The sequence below is a fragment of the Pseudolysinimonas kribbensis genome (genome assembly GCF_030161895.1).
Lineage (GTDB): Bacteria > Actinomycetota > Actinomycetes > Actinomycetales > Microbacteriaceae > Pseudolysinimonas > Pseudolysinimonas kribbensis.
Window position 1 is genome coordinate 2,233,955 of sequence record NZ_BSVB01000001.1, and the last position, 15,276, is coordinate 2,249,230.

Here is a 15,276-nt window from a genome sequence, read left to right on the forward strand (position 1 = left end):
CCGCGGGAATGGAGCAGGCCTACCTCGAGAACGGCGGCACCGCGCTGCTCGTCGACCTGCGCGACGGGGACGCCGTCATCGTGCACTGGGGAGACGCACTGCCCGCGCCGCTGCCGGATGCCGCACTGCTGCTCCCCGCGGTGCCGCGGTCGAACTTCGACGTGCCGATTCGCCCCTCGCTCGTGCCGCAGGCGTCCCGCGGATGGCGCGGCGCTCCCGGGCTGAGCGGTGCGCGCGACGACGGCTCGGGCTACTCGCCGCTGCTGACCGTGCGGTCGGCCGACGCGACCGCGACCCGCCTGGACCTCGAGCTCGAGGATGCCGTGGCGCGGCTGCGCGTGCGCATCGGGCTCGAGCTCGACGCGCACGGCATCCTGCACGCGTCGGCGGAGCTCGAGAACGCGAGCGACGCCGCCTATCGCCTCGTGGGCCTCGAGCTGGCGCTGCCACTGCCGGCGCGGGCGGCCGAGGTGCTCGACCACGCCGGACGCTGGGGTCGCGAGAAGCAGCAGCAGCGCCACGGGATCGCGCACGGCGAGTGGGTGCGTGCGGGGCGGCACGGCCGCACCGGTCACGATGCGACCGGGCTGTTCGCGGCCGGCACCGCCGGGTTCGGCTTCGGCCGCGGCGAGGTGTGGGGCATCCACCTCGCCTGGAGCGGCGACCACCGCCACCGCGTCGAGCGACTCGGCGACGGTCAGACGGTGATCGCCGCGGGCGAGCTGCTGCATCCGGGCGAGGTCGTGCTCGGCGCCGGCGAGAGGTACACGGCTCCGGAGCTGCTGGCCGCGCATTCGACCGAGGGGCTCGATGGCGTGAGCGCACGGTTCCACCGGATGCTGCGGGCGCGACCGACGCATCCTCGCACCCCGCGTCCGGTGGTGCTCAACACCTGGGAGGCGGTCTACTTCCGCCACGACCTGGACGAGCTCAGCCGCCTGGCCGAGACCGCGGCCGCGGTCGGCGTCGAGCGGTTCGTGCTCGACGACGGCTGGTTCCGCGGCCGCCGCGACGACCACGCGGGGCTCGGCGACTGGGTCGTCGATGCCGACGTGTGGCCGCAGGGGCTCGGCCCCCTCATCGAGCGCGTCGAGGCGCTCGGCATGCGGTTCGGCCTCTGGGTCGAGCCCGAGATGGTCAATGAGGACTCCGACCTGGTGCGGGCGCACCCCGACTGGATCGCCGGACCCGCGGGCCGGCGTTCGCTGGAGTGGCGGCATCAGCAGGTGCTCGACCTCGTCAACCCCGACGCGTTCGCGCACGTGCTCGGGCAGCTCGACGCCCTGCTCAGCGAGAACCAGGGCATCGCGTTCCTCAAGTGGGACCAGAACCGCGACCAGACCGAGCTCGGCTCCGGTGGCCGCGCCTCGACGCACGCGCAGACCCTCGCCGCGTACCGGATGCTCGACGAGCTGCGGCGGCGGCATCCGGACGTCGAGATCGAGAGCTGCTCGTCGGGCGGCGCGCGCGTCGACCTCGGCGTGCTCGCCCGCACCGATCGGGTCTGGGCCTCCGACACGAACGATGCGCTCGAACGGCAACTGATCCAGCGCGGCACGCAGGCGCTGATCCCGCCCGAGCTGGTCGGCGCGCACATCGGCCCGGCCCACTCGCACACGACCGGCCGCACGCAGGACCTGTCGTTCCGGGCGATCACCGCGCTCGTGGGGCACTTCGGCATCGAGTGGGACATCCTGCGCGCGTCCGACGCGGAGCGCGCCGAACTGGCGCAGGCCATCGCCTACTACCGCGACCGGCGGGAGCTGCTGCACTCCGGTCGTCTCGTGCACGCCGACGACCGCGGCCCGTCGTCGACGGTCTACGGCGTCGTCGCCGACGACCGCTCCGAGGCGGTGTTCGTCGTGGCGCAGCTGACGCTCGCCCCGGACGAGCAGACCCCGCCCGCGACACTGCCCGGGCTCGACCCGGCACGGCGCTATCGGGTGCGGTTCGGCCTGCCGCTCGACGAGCGCGGCGTCGGCGAGCGCGGTGCTCCCGCGTGGATCGCGGCCGGTGGCGAGCTCGAGCTGACCGGCGCGGCGCTGGCGGTCATCGGCGTGCCGGTGCCCGCACTGCTGCCCGAGCACGCGTTGTTGCTCGACGTACGGGAGGTGCGGTGACCGACTTCACGGGATCCGACGCGCTCGCCGCGCGCGCGCGGTTCGCGACCGATGCGCGCACCTTGTCGCTCGATGGCGAGTGGGCCGTGCGGTTCTCGCCGTCGTGGGCCGAGGCGCCGGACGACCTCGGCGATCCGGAGCTCGCGATCGACGGCTGGGGCCGGATCCCGGTGCCGTCGAGCTGGCCGATGCAGGCCGAGGGCCACGGACGCCCCTGGTACACGAACACGAAGTTCCCGTTCCCGGTCGAGCCGCCCTTCGTGCCCGACGAGAACCCGGTCGCCGACCACGCGGTGCGCTTCGACTGGGAGCCGGGGGATGCGACGGTGCTGCGACTCGAGGGCGTCGACGCCGCCGGCACGGTCGTGGTCAACGGCGTCGAGGTCGGCACGACCCGCGGCAGCCGGCTCGTGCACGAGTTCGACGTGTCGCGCGAGGTGCGGTCCGGCTCGAACCTGCTCGTCGTGCGGATCGCGCGGTGGGCCGAGACGAGCTACCTCGAAGACCAGGACATGTGGTGGCTGCCGGGGCTGTTCCGGCCGGTCACCGTGCTCGACCGGCCGGCGGACGGCATCCGGGACCTGCGGGTCGAGGCCGACTGGCGGGACGGCGTCGCGACGCTGCGGGTCGAGGTGGATGCCGACGCGCCCGCCCGGGTGAGCGTGCCCGAGCTGGGCATCGAGCTCGCCGCGGGGCAGCGGGTGGAGGTGCCGGGAGCCGAGCCGTGGTTGGCGGAGGCGCCGCGGCTGTACGACCTCGTGGTGGCGGCTCCGGGCGAGACCGCGCGGCTGCGCATCGGGTTCCGCACGGTGCGCATCGACGGGCACCGCTTCCTCGTCAACGACCGGCCGGTGCTGCTGCGCGGGGTCAACCGGCACGAGCACCACCCCGACCTCGGCCGAGTCGTGCCGCGGGCGACCGTGGAGCACGAGCTGCGGCTCATGAAGCGCCACAACATCAACGCGATCCGCACCTCGCACTACCCGCCGCATCCCGACCTCGCCGACCTCGCCGACGAGCTCGGGTTCTGGCTCATCGTGGAGTGCGACCTCGAGACGCACGGCTTCATCCACGTCGACTGGCGCGGCAACCCGAGCGACGACCCGGCCTACGAGGCCGCCTACCGCGACCGGATGGCGCGCACCGTCGAGCGCGACCGCAACCACCCGAGCGTGATCATGTGGTCGCTCGGCAACGAGTCGGGCGTCGGTCGCAACCTCGCGGCGATGGCCGAGGAGGCGCGGCGGCGCGACCCGTCGCGGCCGTTGCACTACGAGGGCGACTGGACGGCCGCCGACACCGACGTCTACTCGCGCATGTACGCGCATCCCGAGGAGGTCGCCCTCATCGCGCGCGGCGAGGAGCCGCCGCTCGACGACCCCGTTCTCGATGCGCGCCGACGCGGGATGCCGTTCCTGCTCTGCGAGTACGCGCACGCGATGGGCAACGGGCCGGGCGGGCTGGCCGAGTACCAGGAGCTGCTGGACTCGAGCGACCGGATGGCGGGCGCATTCGTGTGGGAGTGGCTGGAGCACGGCATCCGGCGCCGCACGCCCGACGGGCGGGAGTACTGGGCATACGGCGGCGACTTCGGCGAGCCCGTGCACGACGGCAACTTCGTGGCCGACGGCCTCGTCGATGCGGACCGGAACCCCCGCCCGCAGCTCGCGGATCTCGCGACCGTGTTCGCACCGGTGCGGATGCGGATCGGCGCCGACGAGGTCGAGATCGCGAACCGGCAGGACCACATCGGGGTGTCGTGGCTGCGCGCAGAGTGGGAGCTGTCGACCGCCGCGGGGGCGGTCGTGAGCGGCGAACTCGCGCTGCCCGAGGTCGCGCCGCGGGAGAGCGCCGTCGTGCCGTTGCCCGACCGGGCGCGCGGCGACGGGGTGCTCACGATCCGCGTGGTGACTGCCGGCGAGAGCACCTGGGCACCCGCCGGGCACGAGGTGGCGTGGGCGCAGCGCGGCGCGCTCGCGGTGCCGGCGGCTCCCGCCGCGACGGGGGCGCCGCGGCGCGAGGGCCGCACGATCGCGCTCGGCTCCGCCCGCATCGACGCCGTCACGGGACTGCTGCGCCTCGACGACCCGGACCGGGGTGACCTCGATCTCGGCGGCCCGGAGCTCGTGCTCTGGCGCGCGCCCACCGACAACGACCGCGGCCACGGGCTGCTGCCGCTGCGCGGGCACGACCGCGAGGAGCTCTCGGAGGAGCAGGCGTGGGAGGCCGCGGAGCTGCCGCGGCTGACCACCCGCGTGGAGTCGGTGGAGGCCGGCGGCACGTTCGTCGAGATCGTGACCCGGGTCGCGCCCGCGATCTTCGACTGGGGCGCGCGGGTGCGCATCCGGTACACGAGCGACGGCGACGTGCTCGGCATGGGCGTGCGGGTGGAGCCCGTGGGCGCGTGGCCGTGCACCTGGGCGCGAGCGGGGCTGCGGTTCCGGCTCCCGTTCGCACCGAGCGCTCACTGGCTCGGGCTCGGGCCCGGGCAGGCGTACCCCGACACGGGCCTCGCGGCGCGCCTCGGCGAGTGGTCGGCGAGCCCCGACGAGCTGCGGACCGACTACGTGCGCCCCCAGGAGAACGGCTCGCGCCGCGGCGTCGTATCGGTCGATCTGACCGACGCGCGCGGCAGCGGCCTCGGCATCACGGGCGAGCCGTTCGCGTTCACGGTGAGCCCGTGGACCGCCGCCCAGCTCGCCGCGGCGGCACACCCCACCGATCTCCCGGACCCCGGCGAGGGCAGCTGGCTCACCATCGATCTCGCGCAGCACGGCATCGGCACGGCATCCTGCGGCCCGGGCGTGCTGGAGCCGTACCGCCTGACTCCCCGCACCGTGGAAGGCCGCATCGCGCTCACTAGAATCTGATGGTGAGCGACATCGAGATCGGGCGTGCGAAGCGCGCGCGGCGGGCGTACACCTTCGACGACATCGCGATCGTGCCCAGTCGCCGCACGCGCGACCCGCAGGACGTCAGCGTCAGCTGGACGATCGACGCGTTCACCTTCGAGATGCCGGTGCTCGCGGCGCCGATGGATTCCGTGGTGAGCCCCGAGACGGCGATCGCGATCGGCCGCCTCGGCGGGCTCGGCGTGCTCGACCTCGAGGGCGTCTGGACCCGGTACGACGACCCGGAGCCGGTGCTCGCCGAGATCCGCGCGCTGCCGCAGGCGGAGACGACCCGGCGGCTGCAGGAGATCTACGCGGAGCCCATCAAGCCCGAGCTGGTCACCCAACGCCTCGCGGAGATCCGGGCGGCCGGCGTGCCGGTCGCGGGCGCCCTCAGCCCGCAGCGCACGGCCGAACTGAGCGACACCGTCGTGGGCGCGGGCGTCGACCTGTTCGTGATCCGCGGCACGACGGTGAGCGCCGAGCACGTCAGCAAGACCACCGAGCCGCTCAACCTCAAGAAGTTCATCTACGAGCTCGACGTGCCGGTCATCGTCGGCGGCGCCTCGACCTACACCGCGGCGCTGCACCTCATGCGCACCGGCGCCGCGGGCGTGCTCGTGGGCTTCGGCGGCGGTGCCGCGTCGACGACGCGCACGAGCCTCGGCATCCACGCGCCGATGGCGAGCGCCGTCGCGGATGTCGCCGGCGCACGCCGCGACTACCTCGACGAGTCGGGCGGCCGCTACGTGCACGTCATCGCGGACGGCGGCCTCGGCACCTCCGGCGACGTCGTCAAGGCGATCTCGATGGGCGCCGACGCGGTCATGCTCGGCTCGATCCTGGCCCGTGCCGAGGAGGCGCCCGGCGCCGGATGGCACTGGGGCGCCGAGGCGCACCACGAGGAGCTGCCGCGCGGTCACCGCGTCGAGGTGGGCACGGTGGCGCCGCTCGAGCGGGTGCTGTTCGGCCCGTCGAGCGCGGCCGACGGCCGCACGAACGTGATCGGCGCGCTGCGCCGGTCGATGGCCACGACGGGCTACTCGGATCTCAAGGAGTTCCAGCGCGTCGAGGTCGTCGTCGCGCCGTACACCCGCAGCTGACCTCGCTCTGCGCGAACCCCGGGCGCCCCGAAACGAGCGCCGGTAGAATAGAAGGATGGTCGACGTCCGTCGTGTGAAGCTCCCCGGGGTGGGGGTGCTGCACACCTTCGTGACCGACGACGGTGGCAAGGTCGGCGTCATCACCCACCGCTCCGGCCATAGCGACCTCGTGTCGTTCGCCGACGCCGCCGACAAGGACCACACCAACAAGGTCTCGCTCCGGCTCGACGAGGACGAGGCGCACACGCTCGCGGAGCTGCTGGGCGGCACCCGCATCACCGAGTCGCTCAGCGGCCTCGACCAGATCCCGGGCCTGTCCATCGACTGGTTCCACGTCGACTACGACGACCACATCGCCGGTCAGCCGCTCGGCGACATGACCGAGCGCGGGCTCGCCGGCGTGACCGTGGTGGCCGTCGTCCGCGGCGAGTCCGCCAATCCCGCTCCCGACACGCACTTCAAGGTGTTCCCGGGCGACACGCTCGTGCTCGCGGGCGCTCCGGAGAAGGTCGCGAAGGCGTTCCACTTCTACCGTGCCGGCGAGTTCTCCAAGTCCGAGGCCGTCGCTCCGCCGGGTCGCTGATGCTGTTCGCCGCCCAGTCCGATGCCGGCCAGTCCATCGGCGAAGAGCTTCTCGTGCTGGGCGCGCTGTTCGTCATCGCCTACATCCTGGGGCGGCTCGGCAAGCTCATCGGACTGCCGGCGATCCCGATCTACATGCTGGTCGGCCTCATCGCGAGCCCGAACTTCCACTTCTTCCCCCTCGAGGTGCCGTCCGCCGACGTGCACCTCATCGCCGTCTTCGGGCTCATCTTCCTGCTGTTCAACCTCGGCCTCGAGTTCGACCAGGACGCCTTCTTCGGCAACTTCACGAGCCTGATCATCTCCGGCGGCAGCCGGATCATCATCAACTTCGGCGTCGGCTTCCTGTTCGGGCTGTGGGTCGGGTGGGGCACGCGCGAGGCGCTCATCATCGCCGGGATGACCGCCACCAGCTCCAGCGCGATCATCACGAAGCTGCTCATCGAGCTGCGCCGCCTCGCGAACAACGAGACCCCGACGGTGCTCGGCATCGCGATCGTCGAGGACGTCTTCATCGCGATCTACCTGGCGATCGTGACCGTCATCCTGAACGGCAAGACCGACGTGTGGCAGATCGTCGGCGAGCTCGCGATCTCGTTCGGCTTCCTGATCGGGATGTTCGTGCTCGCGCGCTGGGGCGGCCGGTTCGTCTCGCGACTGATCGGCACCCGCGACGACGAACTGTTCACGATCGTGTTCTTCGGTCTCGCGGTCGCGTTCGGCGGCATCGGCGAGCTGCTCGGCGTCTCCGACGCGATCGGCGCGTTCCTGATCGGGCTCGTACTCGGCGCGACACGGTTCCGGGCGCGCATCGAGCAGCTGTCCCTGCCGCTGCGCGACGTGTTCGCCGCCTTCTTCTTCCTCGAGTTCGGGCTCGCACTGGAACCGTCGCAGTTCGGGTCGGTGCTCGTGCCGGTGATCCTCGCGGTGGTGCTCACGCTCGTGCTCAACACGGCGGGCGGTCAGCTCATCGCGGTGCTGAACAAGCTCACGCCCGCGGAGGGGCTGAACGTGAGCGCGATGCTGCAGAATCGCGGGGAGTTCGCGCTCATCCTGGCGACGCTGGCGGCGGGGGCGGGCCTCGACTCCCGGCTGACTCCCTTCGCCGGTCTGTACGTTCTGATCATGGCGATCGTCGGGCCGATACTGGCCGTCAACTCGGAGCGCATCGGCGGTCTCTTCGGCCGGCGCCGGCGCCGGATCGTCACCAGCCCGAACGTCGACGTCGAGCGCGAGGCGGAGCTCGCCCTCGCCGAGGCCGCGATGTCGGGCGACGATCTGCCGGAGGCGTTCGAGATCGCCGCGGGAGAGCGGCCCGAGGAGGAGGCCGTCGTCACGGCCGACGCCGCGCAGACCGCCGACGCCGCGGCGGAGGCCGACACCGAATCCGCCGTCGACGTCGAGGCCGTCGACCGGGACAGCGCCCGCCGTCGCGACCCGGAGTACTGATGACGCTCGCCCCCGGACGGTTCGCCGAGCCCGTCACGTTCGCGCGCGTCGCCCGCCGGCCGCGCTGGATCGCCGCGCTCGTGCTCGCCCTCGCGCTCGCCGCCGGTTTCGCCTGGCTCGGCCAGTGGCAGCTGGGCCGCAGCGTCGCCTCCACCGCGACCTCGGGACCAAAAACCGAGAAGGTCGTGCCGCTCACGTCGTTCGCGAAGACCGGCACGACGTTCCGCGACGACCAGCTCGGACGCATGGCGAGCGTCGACGCCCAGCTCGTTCCGGGCGACTGGGTGCTGCTGAGCGAGCGGCTGAACGGCGACCGGCAGGGCTGGTGGCTCGTCGGGCACGCCGTCACGACGGACGGCGACGAGCTGGCGGTCGCGCTCGGATGGGCGCCCACGCGCGCCGCCGCCCGCGCGGCCGAGGCGACCGCGGCGATCCCGACCCCGCTCGTCGGCCGCTACCTGCCGTCGGAGGCTCCGGATGGTCCGAAGGCCGAGAAGGGCGTGCAGTCGGCGGCGTCGGTCGCGGCCTTCATCAACCAGTGGGCGCACTTCACCGGGCACGTCTACCCCGGCTATCTGGTGTCGCATTCGGCGCCGGAGGGCCTCACCCGGATCGACTCGCCCCGGCCGATCCCCCGGATGCCGTCAACTGGCTCAACCTGTTCTATGCGATCGAGTGGGCGGTCTTCGCAGGCTTCGCGATCTACCTCTGGTACCGCCTCGTGAGGGACGTCGTCGAACACGAGAACGAGTCGCTCGAGCAGGTCGAGTAACCCCGCTCAGCGCTGCATGCCACCGCCGCGCAGCCGCAGCCGCGACTCCTCCAGATCGAGCAGCGCCTGGGCGTCGTCGAGCGCGCGCGTGGAGTAGGCGCCCTTGCGGCGCTCCTCGAGCAGCTTCTCGCGCTCCACCTCGACCATGGCCAGCCGCAGGGCGCGGTAGAGCAGGTGCGGCTGGTCGGAGGTCGCCAGGTTCTGCGATCGTGCGCGTTCCCAGACCGCCTCCGCCCGGATGTAGCTCGACTGCCGGGCGCGCTCGATCACGTCGGGGTCGATCGGCGACTCGACGCCGATCGCGGTCTCCGGATCGTCGAGCACGCCCATGCCGGCCTGGCTGAGGTCGTCGAGCAGGCGGGCGAGGTCCTCCTGGTGCGCGGTGGTGTCGTCGTCGCGCACCTTGAGCACCCGGATCAGCAGCGGCAGCGTGCCGCCCTGCAGCACGAGGCTGACGACCGCGACGGTGAACGCGATGAGCACGAGCTGGGGACGGTACGGGATCACGTCGGGGTCCATGGGGAGCGACTGCGCGGCGGCGAGAGTGACCACGCCGCGCATGCCGGTCCATCCGAGCACGACGCCGCCGCGCCATCCGACCTGCTGCTGCCGATGGTGCTCGAGGTCGGCCCGGTCACGCTCGAAGCGCCGCTCGAGCTGGGCCTTGCGCCGCCGTTGCAGCACGTTGGTGACCGGATGATTGCGGTAGTGGTGGATGACGAGGTACTCCCGCAGCATCCGCCGCTCCGCGCGCCGGGCGACCCCGGCCATCCCGAGCAGGAGCGGCCCGACCCAGAGGTAGCGGATGACGACGACGGCGAGCGTCGCGATGAGGCCGATCCCGATCGACTCGCCGAGCCCCAGCACCTGCGGATCGATGTCGTTGATGAGGGTGCGGATCTCGATCCCGATCAGCAGGAAGACGCCGTTCTCGAGCAGGAACTGGATCGTGCGCCAGTTGGTGCGCTCGGTGATCCGGGCCTGCGCGGAGAGGGCACGGGAGCGCGAGTGGCCGGTGTACAGGCCGGCGACGACGACCGACAGCACGCCGGATGCCCCGAGCGCCTCGGCGGGCATGAACGCGACGAACGGCACGGCGAGGCTGATCGCGGTGTCGAGAACGCTGTCGGACAGGCGCGAGCGGATGAACACGGTGACGATGCCCACGATGAGGCCGATCGCGACGGCCACGGCCACGGAGAGCAGGAAGTCGCCGATCGCGTTCCACGGTGTCGCGAGAGTGCCCGCGGCGGCGGCGAGGGCCGAGCGCAGCAGCACGAGGGCGGTCGCATCGTTGAGCAGTCCCTCGCCCTCCAACAGGGCGAGCAGGCGTGGGGGAGCCCCAACCGCCGGCCGATCGAGGTGGCGGCCACGGCATCCGGCGGGCTGATGATCGCGCCGAGTGCGATCGCCGCGCCCAGGTTGAGGTCGGGCAGCACGGCGTACAGGAAGAAGCCCGCGCCGAAGGCCGTCGCGATGACCAGGAGCACCGAGAGGCTGACGATGGGCGCGGCGTTGCGCCGGAACTCCGTGATCGGCACGGTGATCGCCGCCGCGTAGAGCAGCGGCGGCAGCACGGCGTCGAGCACCAGCTCCCCCGGCACCTCGATGAACGGCACGCCCGGCAGGTAGGAGATGCCGACCCCGACGACGACCAGGATGATCGGCGCCGCGATCCCGAGCTTCTGCGAGAACGCCGCGACCGCCACGATCACGGCGACCGCGGCCACGGCGTAGATGCCGAGCTCGAGTCCCATGGGCACCAGCGTAGGGATCCGGCGGTCGGCGACCGCCCATCCGCCGCCCGTAGAATCGGGGCATGCCCGCCGGACCCCGCCCCGAGGACGTGCCGCGCATCCGCATCGTGCTGGCGGTCTTCCGGGTCTCGGCGATCGTCACGGGCGTCTTCCTGCTCGGCCTGTGCACGATGATGGTGCTCCGCTACGCCTTCCACGTCGACATCGAGGTGGGCGGCCCGTTCGGGCTGGTCGCGCTCGTGCCGCCGAAGGAGATCACGGCCGTCAACTTCTCGACCCTCGAGTTGATCGCGCACGGCTGGCTGTACGTGCTCTACCTCGGCCTCGACTTCCTGCTGTGGCGGATGCTGCGGTTCTCGTTCGGCCGGTTCCTGTTCTTCGCGCTCGGCGGCATCATCCCGTTCCTCTCCTTCTACTTCGAGTTCCGCATCCCGGCGTACGTGAACGCCCGGCTCGCGGAGGTGCCGGCCGCCGCGTCGGCGGAGGTCGCCGCGTGACCGAGCCGGCGTCGGAGCCGGATGCCACCCGGCGGCCGGTGCTCGTCGTCGACTTCGGCGCCCAGTACGCGCAGCTGATCGCGCGCCGGGTGCGCGAGGCCGGCGTCTACAGCGAGATCGTGCCGCACACGATCACCGCGGAGGAGATCGCCGCGAAGCAGCCGGCCGGCATCGTGCTGAGCGGCGGGCCGTCGAGCGTCTACGAGCCCGGATCGCCGGAGCTCGACCCCGGCATCCTTCAGCTGGGCGTGCCGACCCTCGGCATCTGCTACGGCTTCCAGGTGATGGCGCAGCAGCTCGGCGGCGAGGTCGCCAAGACCGGGCGTCGCGAGTACGGGTCGACGCAGGTGCACGTCGCGCACCCCGACGGATCGGTCGCCGGCAGCTTCCTCTCCGGGCAGCCCGAGGAGCAGACCGCGTGGATGTCGCACGGCGACTCCGTCGTGCAGGCGCCCGAAGGCTTCGAGGTGCTCGCCACCACCGACGACACCCCGGTCGCCGCGTTCGGCAGCGACGAGCGCAAGCTCTACGGCGTGCAGTGGCACCCGGAGGTGCGGCACTCGCAGCACGGGCAGGCGGTGATCGAGCGGTTCCTGCACAAGGAGGCCGGCATCCCGGCCGACTGGAACAGCGGCAACGTGATCGCCGACCAGGTCGCGAAGATCCGCGCGCAGGTCGGGTCCGGCCGGGTGCTGTGCGCCCTGTCGGGCGGCGTCGACTCCGCGGTGGCCGCGGCGCTCGTGCACGAGGCGGTCGGCGACCAGCTCGTATGCGTGTTCGTCGACCACGGGCTGCTGCGCGCGGGCGAGCGGGAGCAGGTCGAGCGGGACTACGTGGCCGCGACCGGTGTGCGGCTCGTGACCGTCGACGCGGTCGACCGGTTCCTCGACGCGCTCGCCGGGGTGAGCGATCCGGAGACCAAGCGCAAGATCATCGGACGCGAGTTCATCCGGGTCTTCGAGCAGGCGCAGGCCGAGCTCATCGCCGAGTTCGCGGCCGAGGGCGACCCGATCCGGTTCCTCGTGCAGGGCACGCTCTACCCTGATGTCGTCGAGTCGGGCGGCGGTTCCGGCACCGCGAACATCAAGAGCCACCACAACGTCGGCGGCCTGCCGGAGGACCTCCAGTTCGAGCTCGTCGAGCCGCTGCGCACCCTGTTCAAGGACGAGGTGCGGGCCATCGGCCGCGAGCTCGGGCTGCCCGAGGTGATCGTCGGACGGCAGCCGTTCCCGGGGCCGGGGCTCGGCATCCGGATCGTCGGCGAGGTCACGCGGGAACGCCTCGATCTGCTGCGCGAGGCCGACGCCATCGTGCGTGCCGAGCTGACCGCGGCGGGCCTCGACGGCGAGATCTGGCAGTGCCCGGTCGTGCTGCTGGCCGACGTGCGCTCGGTGGGCGTCATGGGCGACGGCCGCACCTACGGGCATCCGATCGTGCTGCGACCGGTGTCATCCGAGGATGCCATGACCGCCGACTGGATCCGGCTGCCCTACGACCTGCTCGCGCGCATCTCGAACCGCATCACGAACGAGGTCGCCGGCGTCAACCGGGTCGTGCTCGACGTCACGTCGAAGCCGCCGGGCACCATCGAATGGGAATAGCGGGACGCGCTAGTTGTAGTTCCCCGTGAGGTTGTGGACGCGGGCTGCTGGGATAAGGCCGCCGATTCCGGTGTGGGGTCGGTGGTGATTGTAGAAGTGCAGCCAGCGGGGATAGTCGGCTGCTCGTGCTTCGTCTGAGGGGTAGTGCTTGGCGTAGGCCCATTCGGCGGCGAGGGTGCGGTTGAACCGCTCCACCTTGCCGTTGGTCTGGGGTCGGTAGGGGCGGGTGAAGACGTGTCGGGTGCTGCCGAGGGCGGCGGCGAAGTCGCGAGAGCGATAGCAGGATCCGTTGTCGGTCATCGCAGCATCTATGCGGATGCCTGCGGCGGCGAAGAACGCTGCGGCTCGGATCCAGAAACCGGCTGCGGTCTCCTTGCGTTCGTCGGCGAGGATCTCGGAGTAGGCCAGCCGGGAGTGATCATCGACCGCGTGGTGCAGGAACGCATAGCCACGACCCTGCTTCTTGTTGTTGTGGTTGCCGATGGTGCGTCCGAGGGTGCGGTGGCCTCCGCCATCGGGGATGCGGCCGAGTTTCTTGATATCAACGTGGACCAACTCGCCCGGAGCGGCCTTCTCATAGCGAACGAGACGCGACCGCCGGACCGGCAGTCCGGTCGCTTGATCCAGATGTGCAAGCAACGGCATCCGATAACGCTCAAGCACCCTTCCGACCGTCGAGCGCGGGATGCCCAGGTGATAACCGATCCGATGCGGACCCCAGCGACGAACGAAACGCAACGCGACGATCCGATGCTCCAGCCGCCGCGAGCACCTGGTGGGCGACTGGTGCGGGCGTGAGCTGCGATCCGTCATCGGCAGCCCCGCCCGATATCGGGCAGCCCACTTCGAAGCCGTCGCCGGCGAGCACTGGAACCGCTCAGCAGCTCGTCTCGCGGACCAGCCCTGCTCGACGATCAACCGGGCAAGCCGAAGCCTGCCCTCGGGCGCGAAAGGCGCTCTAACGTGAGTCACGAAGACCTCCGGTTTGACGATGAGAGTGTGGTTACCCACATCGTCCCGGAGGTCTTCGCTACCTCAAACGATCACAACGTCCCGAGGAACTACAGCTAGTTGCGCGGCATGAAGTACGACACGAGCCGCAGGATCTCGAGATACAGCCACACGACGGTGACCATGATCCCGAAGGCTGCGGTCCAGCCGTAGATCCGCGGCTGGCCGGTCTCGACACCGCGCTTCACCTGGTCGAAGTCGACGACGAGCGAGTAGGCCGCCATCAGCACCACGAGGATCCCGAGCGGGATGCCGAGTGGGATGCCGAAGATCGTCACGTCGCGCAGGCCGCCGAACCCGCTCACGACACCGGTCAGCATCAGCACGACGTTGATCACCGAGAACACCAGGTACCCGACCAGCAGGACCAGGAACACCTTGGTCGCCTTCGCCGACGCCCGCACCCGGCCGCTCGCGAACAGAGCGAGCGTGACACCGACCACACCCAGCGTGCCGAGCACCGCGATCGGGACGATGCCCTGCCACAGCGACGCGTAGAAGCTCGAGATGCCTCCCACGAAGAGGCCCTCGGCGCCCCCGTACAGCAGCACGAGCGCGGGCGACGGCTTGCGCTTGAAGGTGTTGACGAGCGCGAGCACGAAGCCGACGAGAGCGGCGGGGATCGTCACGATCGGCACGAACCAGCCGATCGCCGCGGCCGCCACCAGGATGCCGAACGAGATCAGCGTCTTGACGATGGTGTCCTCGTAGGTCATCCGGCCGGCCTCGTCGGCGGTCGCCGTCGGGAGGTCGTACTGGGCCTGGAGCTGCTCCGCAGTCGGGACGGGCACCGGGGGCACGCCGGCGACGGCGTCCCGCTGGGCGATCCGGCGCGCGGCCCGGTCGTCGAAGGCGGGGGAGTTCGAGAAGGCGAAATTGGCCATCATCGATTCTAAGAATTTCCTGGACATCGTTGCTGGGCAGGTGCCCTGAGACCGCCCCCAGACCGCCCGGCACCGACCGCGACCGCGCAGCCCTGCCGGGCTCGATCGGCTTCAGGCGTTGCCGACCAGGTAGACGATGCCGAGACCGACGATGAACACGAGCGACGCGTAGCCGAGCACGATCGCGATGATCGCCGCCAGTCGTCCGCGCTCACCGGATGCCGCGATCTGCATGAGCGCGATGTGGCCGAACAGCGCGGCGACCGGGCTCACGAGGCACCCGAGCACGAGGGCGACGACCGCCAGCGGATTCAGGCGCCGGCGACGCAGCCGCACGCGCTCGCGTGACCGGGTGCGGATCGGGGTCGGGGAGCGGCGGGCGCGACCGGTGGCGGGGCGAGGGGCAGCGTCACCGGGTGGCCATCGCCGACGGCGTGGGAGACGGGCTCCGCGGTGGGCTCGGCGACGGACGCCGTGGCGGGCCCGGCCACGGCATCCGGGCGTGGGGGCACGACGCCGGTGGGCGTCCCGCAGTGGATGCAGAATTTCCAGTCCGGGCGAAGCTCTCGGGCGCAGTTCGCACAGGCGGACATGTCACCTCGACGTTAC

At 71.6% G+C, this 15,276-nt stretch carries 13 protein-coding genes and 1 pseudogene; 8 read left to right on the forward strand and 6 right to left on the reverse strand.

Features of this window, described 5'->3' with window-relative positions; all coding sequences use genetic code 11:
* Nucleotides 1–8: 8 nt before the first annotated feature.
* Genes QQK35_RS12410 through QQK35_RS12435 form a run of 6 tightly spaced genes read left to right on the forward strand, consistent with a single transcriptional unit; the run spans nt 9 to nt 8,870 of the window.
* Nucleotides 9–2,120 carry an alpha-galactosidase gene (locus QQK35_RS12410; protein ID WP_284254437.1) on the forward strand — a complete coding sequence of 704 codons (2,112 nt, stop codon included), beginning with the start codon at nt 9–11 and terminating at the stop codon, nt 2,118–2,120.
* Nucleotides 2,117–4,990: a glycoside hydrolase family 2 TIM barrel-domain containing protein gene (locus QQK35_RS12415; RefSeq protein WP_284254438.1), complete on the forward strand. Its 2,874-nt coding sequence runs from the start codon at nt 2,117–2,119 to the stop codon at nt 4,988–4,990. The genes QQK35_RS12410 and QQK35_RS12415 overlap by 4 nt, the downstream gene beginning before the upstream one ends.
* A gap of 2 nt (nt 4,991–4,992) precedes the next feature.
* Complete coding sequence (locus QQK35_RS12420) at nt 4,993–6,114, forward strand: GuaB3 family IMP dehydrogenase-related protein (protein WP_425564953.1); 1,122 nt, start codon at nt 4,993–4,995, stop codon at nt 6,112–6,114.
* Nucleotides 6,115–6,169: 55 nt separating this feature from the next.
* On the forward strand, nt 6,170–6,697 hold the full coding sequence (locus QQK35_RS12425; RefSeq protein ID WP_284254441.1) for a cation:proton antiporter regulatory subunit: 528 nt from the start codon (nt 6,170–6,172) through the stop codon (nt 6,695–6,697).
* Complete coding sequence (locus tag QQK35_RS12430) at nt 6,697–8,145, forward strand: cation:proton antiporter (protein WP_284254442.1); 1,449 nt, start codon at nt 6,697–6,699, stop codon at nt 8,143–8,145. Before QQK35_RS12425 ends, QQK35_RS12430 begins: the two co-directional genes overlap by 1 nt.
* On the forward strand, nt 8,145–8,870 hold the full coding sequence (locus QQK35_RS12435; protein ID WP_284254443.1) for an SURF1 family cytochrome oxidase biogenesis protein: 726 nt from the start codon (nt 8,145–8,147) through the stop codon (nt 8,868–8,870). Before QQK35_RS12430 ends, QQK35_RS12435 begins: the two co-directional genes overlap by 1 nt.
* A 53-nt stretch (nt 8,871–8,923) precedes the next feature.
* Here the strand turns inward: QQK35_RS12435 and QQK35_RS12440 are convergent, their stop codons facing one another.
* Together QQK35_RS12440 and QQK35_RS19815 are read right to left on the reverse strand one after the other, a co-directional pair.
* Entirely contained in the window at nt 8,924–10,234 is a 1,311-nt protein-coding gene (locus QQK35_RS12440) for a cation:proton antiporter (protein WP_348534938.1), read from the reverse strand.
* 95 nt (nt 10,235–10,329) lie between these two features.
* Nucleotides 10,330–10,593, reverse strand: a pseudogene (locus QQK35_RS19815) (cation:proton antiporter domain-containing protein); the annotation flags it as partial.
* Nucleotides 10,594–10,736: 143 nt separating this feature from the next.
* Between QQK35_RS19815 and QQK35_RS12445 the strand changes: the two are divergent.
* Nucleotides 10,737–11,171, forward strand: coding sequence for a DUF3817 domain-containing protein (locus QQK35_RS12445; RefSeq protein WP_284254444.1), 435 nt, complete (start codon nt 10,737–10,739; stop codon nt 11,169–11,171).
* A complete protein-coding gene (gene guaA / locus QQK35_RS12450) occupies nt 11,168–12,772 on the forward strand; it encodes a glutamine-hydrolyzing GMP synthase (RefSeq protein WP_284254446.1) in 1,605 nt (534 codons plus the stop codon). The genes QQK35_RS12445 and guaA overlap by 4 nt, the downstream gene beginning before the upstream one ends.
* 9 nt (nt 12,773–12,781) lie before the next feature.
* Here the strand turns inward: guaA and QQK35_RS12455 are convergent, their stop codons facing one another.
* The 4 genes from QQK35_RS12455 to QQK35_RS20505 form a co-directional block, all read right to left on the reverse strand.
* Nucleotides 12,782–13,744, reverse strand: coding sequence for an IS481 family transposase (locus tag QQK35_RS12455; protein WP_284255698.1), 963 nt, complete (start codon nt 13,742–13,744; stop codon nt 12,782–12,784).
* 95 nt (nt 13,745–13,839) lie between these two features.
* On the reverse strand, nt 13,840–14,667 hold the full coding sequence (locus QQK35_RS12460) for a Bax inhibitor-1/YccA family protein (RefSeq protein WP_284254447.1): 828 nt from the start codon (nt 14,665–14,667) through the stop codon (nt 13,840–13,842).
* Between the two features lie 111 nt (nt 14,668–14,778).
* Nucleotides 14,779–15,003 carry a DUF4190 domain-containing protein gene (locus QQK35_RS12465; protein WP_284254448.1) on the reverse strand — a complete coding sequence of 75 codons (225 nt, stop codon included), beginning with the start codon at nt 15,001–15,003 and terminating at the stop codon, nt 14,779–14,781.
* Nucleotides 14,979–15,260 (reverse strand): zinc-ribbon domain-containing protein, encoded by a 282-nt coding sequence (locus QQK35_RS20505; protein ID WP_431311809.1) that lies wholly within the window; start codon nt 15,258–15,260, stop codon nt 14,979–14,981. The genes QQK35_RS12465 and QQK35_RS20505 overlap by 25 nt, the downstream gene beginning before the upstream one ends.
* Between the last annotated feature and the right edge of the window lie 16 nt (nt 15,261–15,276).

Excerpts from the sequence above, each read along its gene's own strand:
- QQK35_RS12410 (WP_284254437.1), top strand. The coding sequence starts at position 9 with ATGGAGCAGGCCTACCTCGAGAACGGCGGCACCGCGCTGCTCGTCGAC.
- QQK35_RS12425 (WP_284254441.1), top strand. The coding sequence starts at position 6,170 with ATGGTCGACGTCCGTCGTGTGAAGCTCCCCGGGGTGGGGGTGCTGCAC.
- QQK35_RS12430 (WP_284254442.1), top strand. The coding sequence starts at position 6,697 with ATGCTGTTCGCCGCCCAGTCCGATGCCGGCCAGTCCATCGGCGAAGAG.
- QQK35_RS12435 (WP_284254443.1), top strand. The coding sequence starts at position 8,145 with ATGACGCTCGCCCCCGGACGGTTCGCCGAGCCCGTCACGTTCGCGCGC.
- QQK35_RS12445 (WP_284254444.1), top strand. The coding sequence starts at position 10,737 with ATGCCCGCCGGACCCCGCCCCGAGGACGTGCCGCGCATCCGCATCGTG.
- QQK35_RS12460 (WP_284254447.1), bottom strand. The coding sequence starts at position 14,667 with ATGGCCAATTTCGCCTTCTCGAACTCCCCCGCCTTCGACGACCGGGCC.
- QQK35_RS20505 (WP_431311809.1), bottom strand. The coding sequence starts at position 15,260 with ATGTCCGCCTGTGCGAACTGCGCCCGAGAGCTTCGCCCGGACTGGAAA.